Annotated in this window: 16 protein-coding genes; 11 read left to right on the plus strand and 5 right to left on the minus strand. The window is 43.4% G+C overall.

The features are described from left to right. The first annotated feature begins 101 nt into the window (after positions 1 to 101). A complete protein-coding gene (locus QE390_RS14370; RefSeq protein WP_307142638.1) occupies positions 102 to 1580 on the plus strand; it encodes a redoxin family protein in 1479 nt (492 codons plus the stop codon). 683 nt (positions 1581 to 2263) lie between these two features. Here QE390_RS14370 and QE390_RS14375 read toward each other — a convergent pair. Next, the gene (locus tag QE390_RS14375) at positions 2264 to 2824 is read right to left on the minus strand and encodes a 2'-5' RNA ligase family protein (protein WP_307142639.1); all 561 of its coding nucleotides are present in this window, start codon (positions 2822 to 2824) and stop codon (positions 2264 to 2266) included. 148 nt (positions 2825 to 2972) lie between these two features. Here QE390_RS14375 and QE390_RS14380 point away from each other — a divergent pair, with 148 nt between their 5' ends. After that, complete coding sequence (locus QE390_RS14380) at positions 2973 to 5294, plus strand: S9 family peptidase (RefSeq protein WP_307142640.1); 2322 nt, start codon at positions 2973 to 2975, stop codon at positions 5292 to 5294. A gap of 87 nt (positions 5295 to 5381) precedes the next feature. Here the strand turns inward: QE390_RS14380 and QE390_RS24770 are convergent, their stop codons facing one another. Further along, positions 5382 to 5741, minus strand: a complete 360-nt coding sequence (locus QE390_RS24770; protein ID WP_373424544.1) for a GNAT family N-acetyltransferase — start codon at positions 5739 to 5741, stop codon at positions 5382 to 5384. Positions 5742 to 6802: 1061 nt separating this feature from the next. On the opposite strand from QE390_RS24770, the gene QE390_RS14385 reads away from it, so the two are divergent. The 7 genes from QE390_RS14385 to QE390_RS14415 all read left to right on the plus strand — a co-directional run bounded on the left by QE390_RS14385 (position 6803) and on the right by QE390_RS14415 (position 15075). Continuing rightward, on the plus strand, positions 6803 to 7126 hold the full coding sequence (locus tag QE390_RS14385) for a hypothetical protein (RefSeq protein WP_307142641.1): 324 nt from the start codon (positions 6803 to 6805) through the stop codon (positions 7124 to 7126). A 4-nt stretch (positions 7127 to 7130) separates the two neighbouring features. Beyond that, entirely contained in the window at positions 7131 to 7427 is a 297-nt protein-coding gene (locus tag QE390_RS14390) for a hypothetical protein (protein WP_307142642.1), read from the plus strand. A 312-nt stretch (positions 7428 to 7739) separates the two neighbouring features. Beyond that, positions 7740 to 7997, plus strand: coding sequence for a hypothetical protein (locus QE390_RS14395; RefSeq protein WP_307142643.1), 258 nt, complete (start codon positions 7740 to 7742; stop codon positions 7995 to 7997). Between the two features lie 827 nt (positions 7998 to 8824). Then, entirely contained in the window at positions 8825 to 9763 is a 939-nt protein-coding gene (locus QE390_RS14400; protein ID WP_307142644.1) for a hypothetical protein, read from the plus strand. 192 nt (positions 9764 to 9955) lie between these two features. Then, positions 9956 to 10576: a hypothetical protein gene (locus QE390_RS14405; RefSeq protein WP_307142645.1), complete on the plus strand. Its 621-nt coding sequence runs from the start codon at positions 9956 to 9958 to the stop codon at positions 10574 to 10576. 492 nt (positions 10577 to 11068) lie between these two features. Continuing rightward, positions 11069 to 11554: a hypothetical protein gene (locus tag QE390_RS14410; RefSeq protein ID WP_307142646.1), complete on the plus strand. Its 486-nt coding sequence runs from the start codon at positions 11069 to 11071 to the stop codon at positions 11552 to 11554. A gap of 524 nt (positions 11555 to 12078) precedes the next feature. Beyond that, on the plus strand, positions 12079 to 15075 hold the full coding sequence (locus QE390_RS14415; RefSeq protein ID WP_307142647.1) for a DUF2723 domain-containing protein: 2997 nt from the start codon (positions 12079 to 12081) through the stop codon (positions 15073 to 15075). Positions 15076 to 15725: 650 nt separating this feature from the next. Here QE390_RS14415 and QE390_RS14420 read toward each other — a convergent pair. Both QE390_RS14420 and QE390_RS14425 read right to left on the minus strand, forming a co-directional pair. Continuing rightward, the gene (locus tag QE390_RS14420) at positions 15726 to 17279 is read right to left on the minus strand and encodes a M81 family metallopeptidase (RefSeq protein WP_307142648.1); all 1554 of its coding nucleotides are present in this window, start codon (positions 17277 to 17279) and stop codon (positions 15726 to 15728) included. A gap of 125 nt (positions 17280 to 17404) precedes the next feature. Beyond that, positions 17405 to 18253 carry a neutral zinc metallopeptidase gene (locus QE390_RS14425; protein WP_106635621.1) on the minus strand — a complete coding sequence of 283 codons (849 nt, stop codon included), beginning with the start codon at positions 18251 to 18253 and terminating at the stop codon, positions 17405 to 17407. A gap of 263 nt (positions 18254 to 18516) precedes the next feature. On the opposite strand from QE390_RS14425, the gene QE390_RS14430 reads away from it, so the two are divergent. Then, complete coding sequence (locus QE390_RS14430; protein ID WP_307142649.1) at positions 18517 to 19887, plus strand: hypothetical protein; 1371 nt, start codon at positions 18517 to 18519, stop codon at positions 19885 to 19887. A 62-nt stretch (positions 19888 to 19949) separates the two neighbouring features. On the opposite strand, the gene QE390_RS14435 is transcribed toward QE390_RS14430, so the two are convergent. Beyond that, the gene (locus QE390_RS14435; RefSeq protein ID WP_307142650.1) at positions 19950 to 20909 is read right to left on the minus strand and encodes a DUF1080 domain-containing protein; all 960 of its coding nucleotides are present in this window, start codon (positions 20907 to 20909) and stop codon (positions 19950 to 19952) included. A 131-nt stretch (positions 20910 to 21040) separates the two neighbouring features. On the opposite strand from QE390_RS14435, the gene QE390_RS14440 reads away from it, so the two are divergent. Continuing rightward, the gene (locus QE390_RS14440) at positions 21041 to 21712 is read left to right on the plus strand and encodes a hypothetical protein (protein ID WP_307142651.1); all 672 of its coding nucleotides are present in this window, start codon (positions 21041 to 21043) and stop codon (positions 21710 to 21712) included. Positions 21713 to 22205: the final 493 nt, after the last annotated feature.

Below are 22205 nucleotides of genomic sequence, written 5' to 3' on the forward strand. Positions count from 1 at the left end.
GGTCTATTCCTAAAGTGACGGGCCAGCTTATTCACGTTAGCAAAGAAGAGCTACAAAAGCTTACCATTCAATATGCAATTAGTAGCCTTACGGGTCAGAAAATGAAAACGGCTCGTATCAATGCCGATGGTCGCTTTACTTTAGAATTAGAAAATCCGCTTCCTTATCAGCAGGTTTTTATAGGTATTGGTGATCTTTTTACTACTGGCATCTATGCTAATAGTGATCTTCATGTCACGTTTGATAAGAGTAAGAAAAAACCATCAACGCCCTGGTTAAGCTCTTTCGCTGAAGGAATTACCTATACAGGAACGGATGCCTCTCTGAATAGCTATCAACTTGAAAATTTCTTTTTCAAGGTAGAACAAAAAATGGCTCTTGGGAAACGTTTAAGTCAACTCTCTCAATTAAAGTACCCTGATACTAAGAAGGTACTTACCGTTTACAAACCTGTATTTGATTCATTAAAAACCATCCAACAGGAATTTATAAGCACACACCCATCTCCTCATAGCTGGATACTGGAGCATGAACACCAGTTAGATTTCTACGCAACAATCTGCTTGGCTTCTTGGGATCAAGTCATGGAAGACAGTCTTTTTAATACGATTAGAGATTATAAGACGTATATATTGTCCGGTAATAGTAGAATCTTTTATGAACATTTATGTGGTTATATTCGTCATTACCCAGGTTCACAGATTATGGCTGGCTGGAAAGAAGTCGCTCATTTCCCTGATCTTACCGAGGTGGAACAGGCGGCCATTGATTCCTTACGAGCTACCCAGAATTATGCTAGGTCTCATCCCAGGACGCTTGAGTGGTATAAAGAAGTAAAACCCAGAATTTTGAAAGTGCTTAGCGAGCGGGAACTGCAGAGAAACATTCGCTTAGCCGACAGTCTTCTTACCCCCATCAAGGCAGATATAATAAAATTATTATTTAATCAGGATAAGGACATCGAGGAGCAGAAAATAGCTTTACAGCAAATCGTTTCAAGTATGTCTACACCCTGGTGCCGAGCGATAGCTAAGAAAGAATACGCTCAAACGATAGCGAGGGTAGACCATGTAAACCAGGCGTTGGCTGCCTCAGATCGCTCCTCTGCGACCTCAGATGCATTGGGCAAGGTCTTAGAGAAAACCAGCTTTGGAGCGACCCTCTACAAAGTATCGGGGGTGAGGGCTACGGACTTTCTGGCCAAACTCAAAAGCAGTTTTGCGGGGAAAGCCATCATATTGGATCGTTGGGCCACCTGGTGTGGATCCTGCCTGGAAGAGATGCCTCATAGCAAAAAACTTCAGCAGGAAGCTCAGGACTTACCCGTGGTATTTATCTATGCCTGTACAGCTAGTAGTTCAGATGAAGGAAAATGGAAGCGAAAAATTTTCGAATTAGAATTGCCGGGCATTCACTTCTTTATTGATGAGACCTTGGATGCCGAGCTTTCTGAATACTTTTCGTTTACCGGGTATCCCGGTTATGCCTTTATTAACCAAAAAGGGACTTACAAACCCGGAGCTATTCAACGGATATTGTTAGTAAAAGATAGAAGTGCCTTGGAAGAGATTCTCCGCTAATGTTTAAGGAGTAAAGGTATTCTTATTTCCGTGGCTGGTGAATACACCAGCCACGTTTTGTTTGGGCAGAAAACATATTTCTAAATCTACCGTAGAGACGCCGATTGATCGCGTTTCGCTCTCTTAGGCAAAACTGCTTCACTTTGGACAGATGAATAGGATTCGCCTGAATAAAAGTAGTTTGATAGAGAAATAACACACGATGGATCGGCATCTCTACGTTTGTTCGCTCTTTCGGATTTGCAATCCAGAACAGCGTAGGTGTTTAGAAAAGTGTCATTGTAGAAGGAGTAATAAGGGGGTACTGAAGCTGTTCGGATTATAATAAAGTAAAAACTAATGCCGTCAGCTCGAAAGCGGAGTCATAACCTCCCTGTTTAGTCACATGAACGTTTTCCTAAACCTAAGTACGTTCCTAACACCCATGAGATCCTTCGCTTCACTCGGGATAGCAGAGCAGGGGTTACGTCTTACATCGCGATGGGTACCATTATAAGCCAAACCCTTTATTTACTCATTTTCTCTTCCTGTCATCTCGAACGCAGAGAGAGACCTTCTTTGGAAATGGGACGGTTTTATTTTCACGGGTATTGCCCTAACTCTAAGCGGTACCTGACATTGGTAAATTCTGGATGGAAGGTCGAATTTTCCCAACGTTTGAAGAGACATTAGTAACAAATTCATCACCCACGAAAATCAAACCGAGTCATCGGTTCCCAGTTCTTTCCTTCGTGCTTCAATAACCAGAAATGATCCAAAAGCATGGTTTCTGAAAAGGGACGATCTTTGAAATAAGGCCAGGCCAGTTGGAATTTTTCTTCATTCAAATCACGGTAAGCAATCGTCAGATGAGGGGTGAAAGACGGACGATGCTGGGATTCTGGCAAGAGTGAATTTTCGACTGCATAAGCCATTAGCTCTGTATACTGCTGCTGCATGAGTTCCGTCTTTTCAACAGCTACGTAAATGACATGACTTTTCTTTCCTGAAAAATACCCAAATCCCTCCAGTCTGACAGACTCGGCTTGAAACGATTGAATGAGTCCTGCAAGGCCTTGCTCCACCATTGTCACATCTTGTTCAGGCAGTGTAAAAGGCGGAATATAAGTGATGTGAGGCAACACCCGCATACCGCGAACGCTGCCGCAAGTTTCGGCTACGTGACGTTTATAAAACCAGACCTGTTGAGCTAGGTCTTCAGGAGGTAAGGCGGCTAGTAAATAGCGGACTAGTTCTGAATTCATGAGTAATGAATGGGATGATCGTCTGGCAATATAAATGAGCTTGCGATGAATCTGGCGATTTCATCTATTATAGATAGGCAAGTTGTTCCTTAAAGCGTATTTTGCATCGTTAGCTTCTTCATTAACCAAACATTCTTTTCCCCGCTGTATGAAACAATGGAGTACTTTTTTGGTGCCAGCACTGCTTTTCGGTAGTGTATATGCCCAGCAGAGGCCCGTAATGACCACGCAGGATTACGCTCGTGCCGAGCGTTTTCTGACGGCTACGCAACAGTACGTCGATCATGTGCCGGGACGTCCCACCTGGCTTTCGGGAGATCGTTTCTGGTACCGAAACCTGATCGCTCAGGGTAGCGAATTTATACTGGTCAATGCCGCGAAAGGAACGCGAACGCCCGCCTTCGATCAACAGAAACTGGCGGAAAGTCTTTCTGGTGTTACGAATACAAAGTACACGGCATGGATGTTACCCTTTCAGGAGTTTACGTATGCACCGGATGAAAAGTTTATCACGTTTTCTGCCCATGGAAAGTCCTGGAAATGTGATCTGAAATCGTATCAGATTACGGCTGATACGACCCCGAAAAACCGGGCTGACCGTCGCAATGAAACGCTGTCTCCTGATGGAAAAAAGTCCGCTTTTATCAAAGATTATAACCTCTGGCTTCGGGACCTCAGCACTGGGCAACTAACCCAGCTTACTAAAGATGGCGTAAAGGATTTTGGCTACGCAACGGACAATGCGGGCTGGAAACATTCGGATCGGGCCATTGTAACGTGGTCACCTGACTCCAGAAAAATTGCAACCTTCCAGCAGGACGAGCGGGCCGTGGGGGATATGTATCTGGCTACAACAAACGTAGGCCATCCCACGCTCGAAGCCTGGAAATATCCTTTGCCCGGCGATAGTGCCATTGCGATGATTCACCGGGTAATCATTGAGGTAGAAAATCCGAAAGTTATTCGATTGCAGGTGAGTCCAGACCCACATCGTTCGACCCTGGGTGATGACATTAGTCGGGGAGGAGAGCTGAACGATGTGCAATGGAGTGAAGACGGTTCTCAACTGGCGTTTGTGTCCACGTCACGTGACCATAAGCAGGAAAAAGTACGAATTGCCGACGCGGTAACGGGTGCCGTTCGGGAGGTTTTCGGTGAAACGTCAGCCACGCAATTCGAATCGGGTCAAACGGCCATTAGCTGGAAGTACCTGCCGAAAACGAAAGAACTCATCTGGTATTCCGAACGCGATAACTGGGGCCATCTGTACCTCTACGATGCCACAACCGGGCAGCTTAAAAATCAGATTACCAAAGGGGACTGGGTCGTATTAAGCCTGACCGATGTGGATGAGAAAAACCGGACGATTTACTTTATGGCGGGTGGCAAGGAAACGGGTAATCCGTATTTTGCTCATTTCTATAAGGTAGGTTTTGATGGAAAAAATCTGGTTTCCTTAACTCCTGAGCCGGGTAATCACCAGATCTCACTTTCCCCGTCGGGTAATTACTTCAGCGACCTCTACGCTCAACCCGATGTCCCTTCCGTCCTGACGGTTCGAAACACCAGTGGCAAGTTGGTAGCCCAACTGGAAAAAACCGATTTAACCCGACTGAAAGCAGCGGGCTGGAAAGCTCCGATTCCGTTTTCAGCGAAAGCTCATGATGGCAAAACGGATGTCTACGGCTTGCTCTATACACCGACTCATCTGGACCCGAATAAGAAATATCCGGTGATTGACTACATCTACCCCGGTCCGCAGGGCGGTAGCGTGGGTAACTGGGGATTTGCGGCTTCCCGTCGGGATAACCAGGCCCTGGCTGAGTTAGGCTTTATTGTGGTGGAACTCGAAGGCACCAGTAACCCCAAACGTTCGAAATCTTTCCATGACATGAGTTATGGAAACATGGCAGAAAATACCTTACCCGATCAGATTTCGGCTATCAAGCAACTCGCGTCAACTTATGCTTATATGGATACCAGCAAAGTCGGGATTTGGGGGCATTCGGGCGGTGGCTTTGCAACAGCCTGTGCCATGTTCAGGTATCCTGATTTCTTTAAGGTAGGCATTTCAGAATCGGGGAACCATGATAACCGCAACTACGAAGACGACTGGGGCGAGCGATACATTGGTCTGGAAACGAAGGGTAAGGATGGCAAGTCAAACTACGAAAATCAGGCCAATCAGGTGCACGCGAAGAACCTCAAGGGCAAGCTTATGCTGGCTCATGGTATGATGGACGATAACGTACCACCATATAACACCCTGCTGGTGGTTGAAGCTCTGGAAAAAGCGAATAAAGATTATGATCTGGTGATTTTCCCGAATAGTCGTCATGGTTTTGGAGCATATTCCAACTACATGATGCGTCGCCGCTGGGATTACTTTGTGCGGCATTTGCTGGGAGCCGAGCCACCGAAAGAATATTTGATTAAAAGCGTGGCTGATCCGAGGAATGAGGTGAAGTAATGATTTACTTTCGTGGCTGGTGGAGACACCAGCCACTTTTTGTTTTTACAAGATTAACCCAATCCATCGGTTTATAAATTACTTAGGTTAACTATTGCCCTTCACGTTTGCCTGTAAATCAATCTCAAACAGACAACAGTTAGGTTCGTTATGGTAATGACTGGGGAGGGTTGAGGTTTCTGTTAGTTTAAATATTCCTAGAAAATTAAATCCTGCGGAAGTATAATGCTCAATCAATTTTGTATTGTTTCCTAAGGTATCAAGGCGTACGAATCGTTTACCTAATTGTAACGCATATTCTTTAGCCCATTCAACAATTTTGTCAATATATCTGTTTCCTCGAAGGGTAGGATTATTACATATTCGGTGAATGTATATGGAATTATTCTGGTCTTTATTACCCCAAATTTCCTTATCTTCAAAAGTAATAGCCCAACTGCAAGCCATTACATTTTAAACTACAATTTTCCACTGCCGATCTTCCTTTATGCCATTTTCAATAAATGATTTATCAAATAAGGGCCACACTACCATTTTTCTTTGCATCTGAAGAATTCTTGCTGCTTCATGTAGTGATAAGAGTTCATTGATATCGGTCAGTAAACATTTCTTTATTTCCATATTTTTATTTTTTTGATTGACGAATATGGAAGTTGGCTGGGAATTAGAAAATCCAGTTCTTGCTAATTTTATTTTCTTGCATAAATTTCTATGAGTTGTATTTTTTGTAGTTACTGGTAGGCAGTTACTCCGTATAGACGTCGATTCATAGGCGTTTCTACGGGGTAACTAGCAATGGCTTGAGTTGGGAGGATGGACGCATTTACTTGCCAGAAATGGTTAGTAGAGAATCAAAACCTCGCACTTTCGGATTTGCAATCCGAAAGTGCGAGGCTATAGATTTATAATTCCCACATACGGATCACAGATCCGTAACAGACTGGTTCTGGATTGCAAATCCAGAACAGCGTAGGTATTGAAATGGCAGGTTCAGTTAGCTATGATAACTTTCCTGCTAAATCATATCTTTACTTAAACGAGATTTACGATTTGGCAAGTGATTATCTTCATGGCAGAGAGAAGTCGAATCCAGAAGAAGAAATTTTTAAGTATTTGTACAAAATTGGATTTGCTCTTTTGAATTGTAAGGCGTCAAAAAGTTTGATGACCTCATAGGTAAAACAATAGAAACGGCGTATTCTAAATTTCCAAAAATTCACACAGGAACCAATTTTGGATTGTTCCATATGCAACACCAGAGGCTGCTTTGATAGCGACAAGACCACCTGAGAAGAAGAAAAACCGCTAACATTGTATTGGCAATATGGCAGGGCGACGAATATATTCTCAGCTTTTTGTTTGCAAATTAGCTTCGGTTTTGGCAGACGAATAACTCCGAACAATAGAATAAACAATGAGCTTTTGTATCTTTAATCAGCAGCGGCACCGGGCAGACGAAACACAGAATACTGCCACATCGCCAATGCTTCAACGTTAGGAATCATTATATGGAGACAGAACTAAATAAAATATTAGAATCATATCCAACGATTGTTAATTATACAGACATAATTGATTTCGACAATTTTGACGAAAGACTTTCAGCTGTTGACACTTTAGTTGTAAATACGATAGGAGTTTCAGAAGACATTATCGAGTTTATTCCATACAATGAACCGCCACTTAAAGAGGAAATTCATTGCTGGATATGGGCAATAAGACCCGATCTATCAAAAGACTTACTCACTCTTGACATCAACGAAGATTTTCGAATTCTTTTGAAATCCTATATGGACAATGACCTGAGCATGTTTTGGAATCATATGAGTTAACGCAATGATAGAAAACTATATACAATATGCTAGCGGTTATCAAAAAGATAATATTGATGAAACAGATATAGCAAAAGCTATTGCTGACATTCAACTAATGGATGACGAACACGGAGCATTTTGGGTTTCTGTTATAACCGATGACGAAAATGTGATTGAAGTGAATAAAGATTTAACACTTTCATTAATTTTCGGAGGACAGAAAATTAAACATCGGGTAAAAGATTGGAAGGAAGTTTCAGAACTTTATGGATTTTTATTGAATGAAAAATTCGATGAAATTGCTGCGAAAGTAAAATAACGAATGCCTAACATGGGTTTTGCGTCAGGCGGGCTGATGTGCAAACTTGAGACTGAGTTCTTCTAATTAACTTTAATAATAAATTGAAACTTTGTGCTTCGAAACCCGCCCGAACGCAAAGCGACCATCTAAGTAAGAATTTGACAACTGAAACAAACAAAGAATCAATTTAACAAATGACCATATGGACAAGGTAATAACTTACGACTTTACAGACCTAAGAAAAGAAATTAATGACAGTATTGTAGAGCATAATAAATATGGTGTTTGGGAGGGTTTATCTATAACAGTACAACTATTTTAGCTATAGTTATGACATCTTTAGCAGCATTGCTGCCAATAGACATATTCTACCTAAAAATAATATCAGGCATTGCAGCAATGTTAATTGCAATTGACCGAGCATTAAATTGGGGAGCACGGTGGATTTATCACAGACAAATGCGACACGAATACCTAATTATTATAGCGGAAATTTCCTTCTATGAAAATATGCCAGAAAATTTTAATAAAGAAGAAAAAAAGCTCATTATATGGAAATCTACACGGAATTATATAACACTAGAATAAAAGAAGTTTCAATGCCAGGAGTAAAGGCGGGATAAAAAAGAATCTCGATGCAAGGAAAATCATCAGCGGCTAACAAGGTATTGCCAAAAAGCGGGGCTGAAATGCTTCTATGAAACATTTGTTCAAGGTTCAACGGTAGTAATTCTATTAAACTTTTTTGCTAAAAACCTCCGCCTTCGGCAATACCCAATCCATTAATGGCAAGTTTAGAGTAATATCAGTGCTAATAAAAAAATAATAACGGACGATAATTTTAACAATGAGAGACACCAACGAAAATATGATTGAACTCATAGACGTTTCAAAGTTTGACAATGTTTATGCATCAATAATCCGACATAAAATTGCTAACAAAGAATTGAAATTACGTTTTGGTATTGACTCAATAGACTATGGATATTTGAAGCGAATTCTGGAATTTAGACCATTCGACAATACTGGTGTTGCTCCTATATCGATATTTCTTTGCTTTGTCATACAGAAAAGACAGCGACAATGAGAACTCAGGATATATAGCAGTACGGGTTGAGCAACTTGACAGACATAAACAATATGAATTCATGACTTCAAGAAAGTATATTGCAAACATTCTTTGGTTTAACTCACTGACAGACACAAAACAAATTGAGCAAATGATTGAAAAATAAAATCAGCAACCAACACGGGTTTTGCGTCAGGCGGGCTGAAGTGCAAAACTCAACAGTAGTTTTTCAAATAAACATCAGTAATAAGGTTCAATATTAGTAATTCTATTGAACTTTTGTGCTAAAAATCACCGCCTTCGGCAATCCCCGAACCGTTGCCTGCAAGTTTTAACGACCATCAAAATGAAACAAATTTTTACTGTAATAACATTACTACTTTTTCTCGGACGAATTTCATTTGGACAATCTAAGTTTAAAAAGGAGAAAGTTATTTGGGTAGCTTTTGACTGGGCTGACCCTGATTACAAAGATGTAATGCTCATTACCTCAAGGCTCGACACACTCGACTATTTTTTTCGTTGGCAGCTTGACACGGGCAGTCCTTACACTTATCTTGAAGGTGGAACTTTTAAAAAATTCACTAATAAGTTTCCATATTTAGCTGACAAAATAAAACGAGTGGACACAGTTTGCAATGGTAACTGGTATAAGATATTTACACCACCTTTCAAATTTGAAAAACAAATTTTGCCATCTATAATTTTAAAAAATGATAAAATTGGTGGAGGTTTTTCACAAGACTTACTTGATAAATACAAAGGGTTTAGTATTGGGACAATTGGTGTTGACATTTTTAAAGAAAAAGTGTTAATTCTTGACTTTAAAAATAAAAAAATTGGTTACTGCGATAATTTAACAAAGGGATTTTACAAACAAAAAATAAGCTCTTCCCCATTTCAATTTTATAAAAACAGAATTATTTTGCCAGTGCAAATCGGAAATAAAAAAATAAATTTCATGTATGACTGCGGTGCAAGTATGTTTACTCTGAACGCAACCCCTAAATATTCAAAGTCGTTTGCACCCAAGCAACTGACAGATACACTCTATAATATCAACAACGGAGAATCTGGCACGGTTTATAACGCAGTAGGTGGCAAGACAGACAAGCAAGTAAAAATTTTAGGGAACACATATAAGAACATGACTGTTTATTTGGAGAAAGGAGAATCAGACATATTTGAAGAGGCAAAAGTAGCAGGTGCTATTGGGAATAAACTTTTCCTTGACCACATAGTAATAATTGACTTTAGGACAAAAAGGTTTAGCCTTGTGGACTAAACCTGCAGGCAACATTGGGTTTTATGCAAGTTGGGCATGACCAGCAAACATCAACGAATTGCAAATCCAGGCTGTGGTTCGGGCTGGACGAATAAATCTCAACTTTATATTTTCAATCAGCAGCACCAGGCAGACGGAACACAGAGTGCCGCCACATCGCCAATGCTTCAACGTTAGCAGCTACTTTATTATATGCACACAACCTCAAAATTTTGGGAATGGTTTAAAGACAACAATAAGGCATATACCTTCCTAAATTTTGTTGACGAAGAAGCGAAAGAAAAACTTCTTAACGACTTTTTAGAACAGCTTCATAAGTATTGCGACAAGATATATTTTGAAATTGGCGGTTATCCTGATGAAGACCAAGAGCTAATCATAACCGCAGAGGGCGATAAAGACTATTTTCACCAAGTAGAAGAATTAGTAAATGCTGCACCAAAAATTGACGGCTGGACTTTCATTGCGTTTAAACCGCCAATGCCTGACAATTTTAAGAGTAAGTGGGATGACTTGGAACTTAACACGGAGGACATGTGGTTTCTTCCGCTTTCAAACGACAAAACTCAAGACTTAGGTATAAGAGTTTGTTTCAACAATCAGGACTTAATAAAAGGCAACAAAACACTGACACCGCTCCTTTATAAAATGCTCGACACTATTGCGGGAGAAAAATCATTTGCTTTGGATATTCATTATATTGACACCGACTTGCTGCCTGACTACCCCAACGAAGAAGGCATGTATCCAATTTTAGAATTGCCCAACTACATTGAATGGCATAAATCACAAGCGACAAAAAGCAGCACCTAACAGCATTTTGCAAAAGTTGGGCTGACGAGGTAAATTTAAACAGTAAATCTCGATTCAGCTATTGTGCAAATGTTAGGCTGACGAATTTCAAATTCCCACCCTTCGCAAAGCTGATAAACGTTATAGGGCATTTTAAATGACGAGACTACCACAAGACATAAAAGAAAGATTTTATAAGACAATCAAAGGCGACATTTCGCTTGACGACTTTGAAAAGTGGACGTATGTCGACAAAAAACTTGAAAAGTATTTGAACTCTAACGACTATCTTGACTTAATTTCTCTCGCTCTTTCGAATTTGCAATCAGCTTCAGATTCGGCAGACGAATAACACCGAGCAACAGAATAAACAATGAGCTTTGTATCTTTAATCAACATTGGTTCCCGGCTGGACGTTCAATGAATGCCGCCACATCGCCAATGCTTCAACGTTGGCGTCAATTTTGACAGACCCTAATCACGAAACAAAGTATAATGACAGAAACTCAACTGATGATCGAAATCTTGAAATTATGTGTTTCACTATTGACACCAATTTTAGTATTAATTGTCGGACTTATAATTTCCAAAAAAATAGAAAAAGCAAAGCTTGATGTTTTAAAAGAGAAAGAGTGGCAAGTAAAATGGGCAGAAATGTTTTTAAAGCAAGCAACAGATTTTAATGACAATATCACAACAGTTATATGTTCTTTATTCAACTTGCAAAGTGAGGCTGACAAAGTAAAAGTTGACGAATTAAGAAAACTAATTTTGTCAAGCTGTGAGCGGCTATCAGAAATAGATTGGAACATTCGTAACTATACCCAATTCTCAAAGAATTATCAAAACGAAGTGATTTCAACACAACAGAAATTAATGGACAGCACAAGACAACTAATGTCGTCGGGACAAGGAAGTTTAGAGGAAGTAAGAAAGCAACAATTTGAGTATAACAATGCCGTAAGAAATGCCCATAGTGAAATTTTGAAAATGAAATAAAACTGCCACCAACATGTGGTTTGCTGCTATGCTGGCTGACGAATAAATCCTCATCTTTTGTTCGCAATCAGCAGCGGTTCGTTCAGACGGAGTTCTATTCAGCTTTAGTTCTTATCTTCAACATCAGTAATTTTATTGGGCTTCAGTTCCGGGCTGGACGTTATAAATTCCAGCACAGCAGCAAGCCCTGTTTGTTAGCGGTAACCAATTGACGACTCATAACAACATTAATAAATTCTTCATTATGGACAATACTTAAAAGAAACTCATGACCGAACAGCTTGAAGACTATCTTAAGCTTTCAGAACATGAGCAATTACTACAATTGGGAAAAGTATCCTCTGCTCTTTCGAATTTACAATCCGAAAGCCATCTGTTAAGGATTTGTAATCCGCCACTTCTAACAACTTTTAACACTCTCCTTAACAACTATTAACATTCTGATTTTTAATGCCTTAAAGTAGAGTTATACTTTCGGTGCTTTTAGGAAGCCTTTCTAAAACCGATCAGATTAACTCCTCTTTATGAAAAACTTTTTACGAACAAACACCCTGCTTGGGTGGCTGGTATTTAGCGTTGCCCTTCTTACGTATGCCCTTACCGTAGAACCTACGGCCAGTTTCTGGGATTGTGGCGAATTCATTTCCTGTGCCTTTCGACTACAGGTGCCACACCCGCCCGGAGCCCCCATTTTCCTGATGCTTGGCCGATTGTTTTCCTTACTGGCGGGGAATGACGTCACGCAGGTAGCCTACTGGATTAATATGGTTTCGGTAGTAGCCAGTGCCTTTACCATTCTCTTCATGTTCTGGACGATTACCCTGCTGGGACGGAAGATCGTTGGAAAAACGGCTGAAAATCTGACCACCAGTGAAGCCCTGGGCATTTTTGGAGCAGGCGTGGTTGGGGCTTTAGTATATACCTTCAGTGATACGTTCTGGTTCTCCGCTGTTGAAACGGAAGTGTATGCCTTATCCTCTTTCCTGACCGCTCTGGTCTTTTGGGCCATGCTTCGCTGGGAGTTAATTCAGGACGAAGCCACCGCCAACCGCTGGCTCATTCTGGTGGCTTACCTTACCGGTATCTCCATTGGCATTCACTTGGTTAATCTGGTCATTATCCCGGCTTTAGCTCTAATGTATTCTTACCGCAAAAAGCCCAATCAATCCTTTTTTCAAAGCATTTTGGCGATGATTGCCGGAGTACTCGTGCTGGGACTGATTAATGGAGGCTTATTATCTGGCCTCAGTGCGGTGATGTTTGCGATGGATCGCTTCCTGGTGAACTCCGTGGGACTGCCTTTTAATTCCGGCGTTTGGTTAACGGTCATCCTGTTTTTTGGAATCTTGGGCTATGGCATTTACTTCACGCAAAAGCGACAGAAATCTCTGCTCAGTACGGCCCTGTTATCCGTACTTTTTATTATGATTGGCTATGGTTCGTACACGTCGATTGTGATTCGCTCCAATTACCACCCACCGATCAACGAAAACGATCCTTCAAATCTCATTAACTACCTACATTACCTCAATCGGGATCAGTACGGAAGTCGCTCATTGTTGTACGGGCCACAGTTTACGGCTCGGGTAACGGATTTTAAACGCGGAACGCCGCAGTACAAACAGGACGGAAATCGCTATAAAATCTACGATTACGAACCCGCTTACGTTTGGGAAAAAGATCAACTGACGTTTCTGCCCCGCTTAGGTTCAAACCAACCCGGCCATGATGATGCCTACGCGGCTTCGCTGGGCTTACCCAAAGACCCGACTGACCCGTCTCGTTACGTCAAACCCACCTTCGCTCAAAACCTTCAGTACATGTTCAGTCACCAGATGGGCTTTATGTACATGCGATATTTTCTATGGAATTTCGTGGGCCGTGAAAGTGATGTCATCTGGGCTGACTGGTATCCGCGACTGGGAAAAATCGCAGACTTACCCGAAAGCATCCGAGCCAATAAAGGGCATGATAACTTTTATTACCTGCCGCTGATTTTGGGTATACTGGGTTTTGGTATCCAGTTTATGAAACGGGAAAAAGATGGGTTAGTTCTTGCCGTGGCCTTCCTGATGACAGGTTTGGCCCTGGTCTTTTTCCTGAACGCTCCACCCATTGAACCACGTGAAAGGGATTATATCTACGCGGGTTCGTTTTACTTTTTTGCTCTGTGGGCGGGATTGGGCGTATTGGCTCTGCAAAATCTGTTACAGAAAATAGCTCGAAAACCAATGCTGGCCGCTTCGCTGGCGGGAGGTTTGGCGTTAACTGTGCCTATGTTAATGGGGGCGAAAAGCTGGGACAATCACGACCGTTCCCATCGTTATGCGGCGGCTGATTTTGCTCGTAATTTGCTGAACTCCTGTGCTCCCAATGCCATTTTATTTACAGGGGGAGATACCGATACTTTTCCCCTTTGGTACGTGCAGGAAGTTGAAGGTTTTCGGAAGGATGTTCGGGTGTGTTGTCTGTCGCTGTTAGGTACGGAATGGTACATCCAGCAAATGAAGGAAAAAGCCGATGGTTCGGAGCCTTTGCCCATTTCACTGGAAATGGATAACTACCGCAAAGGCATTAACGACCAGATTATGTTTGCGGAAAATCCGAACGTAAAAGCGGGTATTGATCTGGTGGAATACCTGAAGCTGGTCAAAGAAAATAACCCGGCTATTCAGGTAGAGACGAGTATCGGCTCGCTGAATGTGTTACCCTCGCGAATTTTTTCATTGAAGCTGGATCGGGATACCATTCAAAAGTCAGGCGTGATTGCCAAGGGTATGGAACCTTTCTTCACCGAAGATCGCATGACCTGGGATTTCGGCACGAGCGACCTTATCAAGGATCGACTCATTCAGCTTGATATTATCGCTCAAAATCAGTTTAAACGGCCCGTTTACTTTGCCTCAACGCTGGCTTCGGCTAATTACCTGGGCCTGAAAGAATACATGCAGATTGAAGGATACGCATACCGGCTCATGCCATTTAAAGTGTCGGGTGCTACCGACGGCTTTGTGAATACGGACCTCATGTACGACAAAATGATGAATAAAATGTCGTGGCGGGAAATGAATAACCCTGACGTTTATTACGATGATACCATTCGCGGGGCTCCGGTGGTTTCGGCCCGACTGGCTTTTTACCGCCTGTCAACCCAACTCATTCAGGAAGGCAAGCTGGACACGGCCAAAGCGGCTCTTAATCGTTGTCTGGAAGTAATGCCTGATCGTTCGCTTCCCTACGATCAGGTCTCCGTAAGCTTCATTGGGCCGCTGATGGCGGTGGGAGAGCAATCTAAAGCCCTGCAAATGGCTCAGACGATTATGCGGCGTTGCGACGAAAACCTAAATTATTACTACGCCACTCGCGGCGACCGGGAAGACATACGGATGAATCTTTTTCAAATGAATCGGGTCGTACAGCAATTGCAGGAAGCCAAACAGGAAAAGCTGGCGAAAACCTACGAAAGTCAGTTTGAAAAACAATATCAGCGATTTGAAAATCGCTTTGTGGAAGCAGAATAACGCCCCGTAGAGACGTCGATTTGCTCGTTTTCGTGGCTGGTGAAGACACAAGCCACTTTTGTTGATGTCTCATCTTAGGCAAAATGGATTGGCCTTATAAACGAATTAATGTACAATACAGAAACAGTCTGAATGAGAAACAAGACGCGATCAATCGACGTCTCTACGGATTTAACAACCATTTCCCGTTCCCGTGGCTGGTGTCATCACCAGCCGCTTTTGTTATTAACAGATATTGGCAGAAGAGTAAATTTCTGTAGTTAACGATGTTTCATCTTGAGAGTAAGTGAAGCAAATAATCCATTTAAAGTCATGGTCAAAAATGACTATTATAGTATCTCCTGATTGCGAAGCTTTATTTCCTTGGCTGGTGTCCTCACCAGCCACTTTTTACGATTTACCGTATCTAATCTCTCCGTTTCTGTAGCTGGTGAGGACACCGGCCACGGGCGTCGATTGATCGTGTCTCATCCTCTCTTTGGCATAAATGGATTGGTCTTGACAAACAAATTAATGGGCCATTTCCGTGGCTGGTGTCTTCACCAGCCACTTTTTTGCCTGTCTTTGGCATAAATGGCCTGGCCTTGACAAACAAATTAATGGGCGAGACAGAAACAGTTTGACTGAGAAACAAGACGAGATCAATAGGATTATTTCCCCGAAACTGGAATCCACTGAGCCGACAAATTCGGCGTTTTCATGTCTTTGTCAAGCGGATACATCGGGCGTTTAATGTGTTTATAGGGGAGGCGATACAAATCCTGATCGACGCCCCCGGGTGTTAAGGCCATGATCCAGTCTTTTTGCATGTTATATAACTCTGGCTCCAGGTAACCGATTTTCACCACCACTATGTCTGCTTCGCGGGGCTTTAGTCCGAGGCGTTCGAAGTCCTTTTCTTTGTGGTAAGGTTTTCGTTTCTGGGTGACAATCACATGAACGCTGCCCACCTTGACTACCACTTCCACCACGCCATCCCGGTCGCCTTCTACGATGGATTCAATCGTTCCTTTCAAAGGAACGGGTTTAGCAAAACGATGATCCACAATGGCTCCGGCGGTGCTTTCAATGGTTCCACCCACACCAATCGCCTGAGCCTTTTTTACAAATTCTGGATCAGGAATCGAAGCATAGATTAATGCGGGCCCATCGGCTTTCTGAAACTCAGGACGTTTGAGAATTTCGGTAATCGTCCAGGTTACATCACCCGCGGCTCCTGCCGTGGGGTTATCGCCCGTGTCGCTGATAAAAAAGGGTTTCTTCTTACTCACAACGGCTTTGTTCAGGACTTCGTCCAGCTTACCCACGGGAGCAACGAAATCAAATTTTGAGCGAACATCCCAAAAGTGTTTAGCCAGCTTTTCAGCTGATGTAGCCACTTTTTCTTTGTCGTCGCCGACTACCATCACCACCCCGTGATTTCGCGGAGCATCGGCCCAGGCATAACTAATCCAGATGCCCGCGTCCACAATGCCTGCGTTGTTATCGGCAATGGGCGTTACTTCGGCATACAGGCTTTTGCCCGGTTCAATACGCGTGCTGGTTTGCTCGCCGGGTAACAGAATCGGGACCGGAATCCAGGCTTTGTAAGCTGGTTTTCCTTTTCCACTTTTCAGGCGATCCAGTAAGTGCTGCACGGCCCGTTCCTTGGTTTGCATGGCATCTTCGTGCGGAGCCATGCGGTAACAGGTCATTAAATCCGTATTTTGAGCCAGCCGTTTGGTTACGCAACCGTGCAAGTCCATCGAAGTGGATAATAGGGTTTTGTAACCGACCACCTGCCGGATTCGGGTAATGAGATCGCCCTCGGGATCGTCGAGACCCTGTACGCTCATGGCTCCGTGAATGTCCAGGTAAAGACCGTCGTAAGGAGCATTTTTCTTCAATAAATCCAGCATTTTCGTGACCAGAGACTCGTAGGCTTCCCGCGTAGCGGCACCACCGGGAATGGATTTCCCAACCAGCGAAGGAAACCACTGAGCCTGTTTTCTCAAAGGGGACTCATCCTTCATGAAAGGGTAGGAGGTAAACACCTGATCGCCGGTTTTGGCATGGAAGGCCTCTTCATGGGTAACGGCGGGAGAAAAAGTGCTGGACTCAATGCCGAGGCCCGCAATAGCGACGCGAGGGAGATTGTTTTGAGCTGAACCGAAGTGCAACGCTGCGAACCAGCAGGTAAGGCTTAAGAGGAAGTGTTTTTTCATAGCTACAAGATAGAAAAAACAGGCGTTTTTCAGTCACGCAAAACCGAGGGGTTTGGCGACAAAAAAAAAGACTGATACAGATTCTTCAAAAAATCCATATCAGCCTGACTAATTAAACTTTATACTTACTGAAGATTGGCGTCTTCTTTACTAGTAAACGTATCTCCCTGGTTAATGTCGCCCGTTTTTAAGCCTTTCTTGAACCAGTACACCCGCTGGGCGGAAGTGCCGTGTGTGAAAGCGTCGGGAACGACTTGCCCCTGGGTTTCCTGTTGAATTTTATCGTCACCAATGGCATTTGCCGCCCGAATGGCCGATTCAATATCTTTCTCATCCAAAGCCACGCTTTGCCCCTGAGCCCGATTGGCCCAAACCCCTGCGAAGAAATCCGCCTGCAATTCAAGCCTAACCGAAAGTTTATTGTATTCCTTTTCACTGAGGCGTTGCCGCATGGCATCTACCTTGTCAGTAATGCCCATCTGATGCTGCACGTGGTGACCAATTTCATGGGCAATGACATAAGCCATGGCAAATTCACCGGGAGCCTTAAACTGCTGAGCGAGTTCGTCATAAAAGGAAAGGTCGATGTACACCTTCTCATCAGCCGGACAGTAAAAGGGGCCCATCGCATTTTGAGCCGTTCCGCAACCCGAGGAAGTAACCCCGCGATACATGACCAATACCGGTTTTTGATACTGAGAATTTTGTTCGGCGAAAATCTGGGTCCAGGCATCCTCAGTACTGGCTAATACCTTTCGTGTAAACTGAGCTGCGGCATCGTCGGCCTGCTGGTTTACAGGAGCTTGCTCCGTGGCGTTTTGAGTCGTTAAAATACTCGAAGGATCTCCACCTAATAGAGTAACAATCAGGGCAATAACAATGGTGCCGATACCGCCACCAACAATCAGACCGCCCCGGCCACTGCCCCGACGATCATCGACGTTATCGCTTTCGCGACCACCTAACCAACGCATAGATTGAAGTTTTAAAGTTGAACGCTGTGAAAATATAAATTTTGATGCCAGAAACAGGAATTTCCTCCCGAAACCTTTGTAATAAATACATGAAGAGGACGGTAGGGATAATTCTACTAAACCTAGGAGAAAGGTTGGAAGCATGGCCTAACTGCTAGTTCAGGCTTTGCTCGATTGAATAGAAACTTAAATTTCAACGGGATGGGTCTTCCTATCAAATTGCCTCTCATAACCCTAATTTCTCCGAGAAGCTACAGCAACGGATGTCGACTCGTCAGCAGGGTATTCAGCAAGAGTTGGGTTACATTCATCGCTTTCCCCGGAACCGGGCTTTAACGCTGGATGCTTATTACCAGCATCAAAATCGGCCCCAGCAACTGGTGGTAGAATCGGGGAGGTTTCGCTCACTTTTCCCAATTACTGAAGGAAACGTGACTCAACGGATTAGTAATGAGCTTCAAACCTACGGTATGCAAACCCGGTGGATGGGGGCTTTACCCAGCAAACAAAAGTATGCACTTCTAGGAAAAGGGTCTTATCTGAGCGAAGGTTTTACTTCAGGATTAAATACGGAAGCTGGTTCAGTGACTGATTCATTGTATAGGAATCAACTGAACTACCAGAAGTGGCAGGGGTCGCTGGAAGCCAATACCGCGATTCCGCTGGGACGGTTGGATTTTTACGCAGGAGTTTCTTTGAACTTTGTTCTGTTGAAAGAGCAATCCCTTGGTTTGTGTACAAAGTTTGTTTTCCTGAATCCGATGATTGGATTTACCTACCGCATTAATCAGGAAAATAAACTCAGGGCTTATTACAGTCGCAACCAGAGTCAGCCGAATGCAATGGATTTGATTAATGGCTATGTCCTGACCAATTACCGGGCCTTTCAGCGGGGGTATGCCGGGCTTAATCGCCCTCAGTCAGATGTATTTACATTCAGTTATTCCAACTCAGACTGGCTCCGGCAGTTTTCCATGCACACCAGTGTCACGTACCTTTCGGAAAAATCTCCTTCTATAAGTCAGGTTCTTGTCAATGATCAGTTTACGTTCATGGGGCAAGTGCCTTCACCCGCCCGTAATGAATCGTATGAGCTGGCTTCTGACCTGAGCAAATACCTGTCCGCCCTGGAAATTAATAGCACGCTTCAGCTAAATGCGGGTTGGAATTCCTACCAAAGTGCTCTGAACTCAGCCCTGATTTCCAAAGGTACGATTCGTTCGCTGGGAGGAAAACTAACCCTGCGAACGGCTTTTGATGGTATCGTTAATTTTGAAGTGGGGTATGAAGATCACTGGTCGGATGTTCAGGAATTAGGAATTTCACTGGGATATAATCGTTTGAGAAAACCGATAGCGGGAATCAAAATGACGCCTTCGAAAAGCTGGTATTTCATTACGACTTCCGAATGGACTGATCTGCGGAATAATACCTCTCAAAACCAGTTTTACTTCCTCGATGCTCTGGTTCGTTTTACCCCTTTGAGAAAACGGGTCGTATATGAACTCTCCGGAAAGAATTTATTAGGCAGCCCAACGGCTACGTATAGTCAGCTAAGTAACTTTTTAATCAGCCAGTCTACCTATCAGTTAGTTGCAAGATATATTCTGGCAAGGGTAGAATTTAATTTCTAATCCTAACTAAAAAACCACGGTAATGCTACCGTGGTTTGTAAACGAACAATAATCCTTATGGCTTATTTCGGTAACGTAATCCGAATGTTCCGAAACTCAATCGGTCCATGGTCGCCTTGCAGGTAAATGGGGCCAGGTTCACCTTCTTTGCTGTCGATAGCTCCGCCAGTAATGCCCGGAATCGTGGTGTCGCAAATAATTGTCTTGCCATTCAAAGCTACGGTTACCCGGCGTCCTACCAACGTAATATCGTAACTCTGCCATTCGTCGGCGTTATTGTCGGGAAGCTCGTTGGGGGTTAGAAAACCGTACACGGCACCCAGCATATCTATTTGCGGTTCCATGCCTTTACTGTCTACAATTTGTACTTCATACCGTCCCCGCAGGTAAACGCCGCTGTTGCTACCTTTTGGATACTTGAATTCAATGTGCAGTTTAAAGTCAGAAAAAGTCTGATCGGTCTGGATGTTGGAGCCTGACTTGGGACTTTTCAAAACGCCATTTTCCACGACCCACTGATTCGTTTCGCCCATGGCGTGCCATCCTTTGAGGTCTTTGCCATTGAATAACTCAGTGGTTTTTCCCCAGGTAACCGATTTGGTTTGAGCCAGCGAAGGAGCACGAACGCCCGTCCAGGTTAAGGTTTTTCCGTTGGGGCTTACCATGGTTCCGGTAAGTTTGTCGCCTTCCAGCATGCCATTCACCACTAAATCCTGGTCGGCTCTTTCCCACTGTGGAGGAATGGAGAAACTAATCTTGCCATCCGTAAAATTGACTTTCGAAATGGGGCGGGCACTGCCGCTACTCCCCACAAAGCGGCCCACAAGCGTGCTATGACCCGAGTGCGTTACTTCCAGCCAGGAAGGTAGGGTTTTGCCTTCGGCCTGCACCGAAAGGTCCCAGCGGCCTTCGAGCGAGCTGGCGGTAGGAGCAGGCTTTTGATCGTCAGCGAAAGTCATAAAACTTACCAGGCCGAAGGCGGCGGTAAGTAAGGTACATGTGCGTAGGGTAGAGGAAAGCATAGTGATCTGAAATGTATGAGGTATAAACGTCCAAATCTAGTCAATACACCACTGGCAAAAAAGCCTGGCAGAATAATCTTTAAAAGGTATATTGCTCACCCGGTAGTCTGGTATTAACCCCACTTTCAGCTATGAAAAAGTCAGTATTTCTATTTTTTCTATTGATTTCCTGTAATTGTTTTGCTCAGGTAGATACATTAAAAAATAATTACCTGAGAATTCAACCATCGCAGGTGTTACTCCGGGAATTGGCTCTGGAATATGAACAACCAGTCACAAAAAGATTAACTATTGGACTAGGAGCCGGCTATCGATTTCCGAAGAGAGGTCAACCATCAGAGATTGGAGAGTTAATTAGTATGATGGCCGCCGATTATCGTTTTCGAAACGTGGTTAATCCTCCTTATCATGGACTTAGATTGTCTATTGCCCCCCGTTATTACTTAAATCCTCGTAAAACACTTTTTATTTCAGCGGAGCTTTTTGTGAGATACTGGTGGTTCAATAACGTACCATCCGATTATCAAAAAACGACGAATAGTTATGGAAGTATAAAAAGCGAGCACATGGACGTAAGGGGAGGAAAACTACTGATCGGATATAATAGTCCCTTACTATCCTTGCCTAATGGACATAAATTATACTATACGCCTTTCGGAGGTTTCGGACTTCGATCAAAAGAATACCTATACATAACCCAGTATAACAATATAAGCACAAGCAGATTCGAAAAAGAATCCGGGAAAATCATAACTCCCAGTATTCATATGGGAATATTCCTTGCGTATACTTTGAGTAAGTAATGGAATTTTTTGCGTTAAAATTATGACTGTTAGATTATTAAGTAATATTTTTTGTTTCACCCGGAGTAAATCCAGAGAAGGAACGTACGAGCCGATCCTACCGCAGTCGCTCGGCTCTAGCCGAGTGACCACCTGGTTGCAGGCCTCTGGCCGTCTGACTCAAAAAAGCCAAGGTAATTAAATGCTGATTTTACCCCCATGTATTTCAATACTATCGGCCAGAGGCCTATTGCTATTACGTCACTCGGCAGAGCCGAGCGACTGCGGGGGTAGTGAGGAATGTGCAGTCACTTCTGGTGCGAGATTCCATCACGTTCCTATTCTAACGACAGGAGAGAACCTGCCGTTAGCTGCCAAAGCCTGTCATCCAGAGAAACGTACGAGCCTATCCTACCGCAGTCGCTTGGCTAGAGCCGAGTGACCACCTGGTTGTAGGCCTCTGGCCGGTAAGATGCGAGCCAGTAGCTAGTTACTAGAAACCTTTCCTAAACAA

This window comes from Siphonobacter sp. SORGH_AS_1065, from assembly GCF_030818595.1.
Classification (GTDB): Bacteria; Bacteroidota; Bacteroidia; order Cytophagales; family Spirosomataceae; genus Siphonobacter.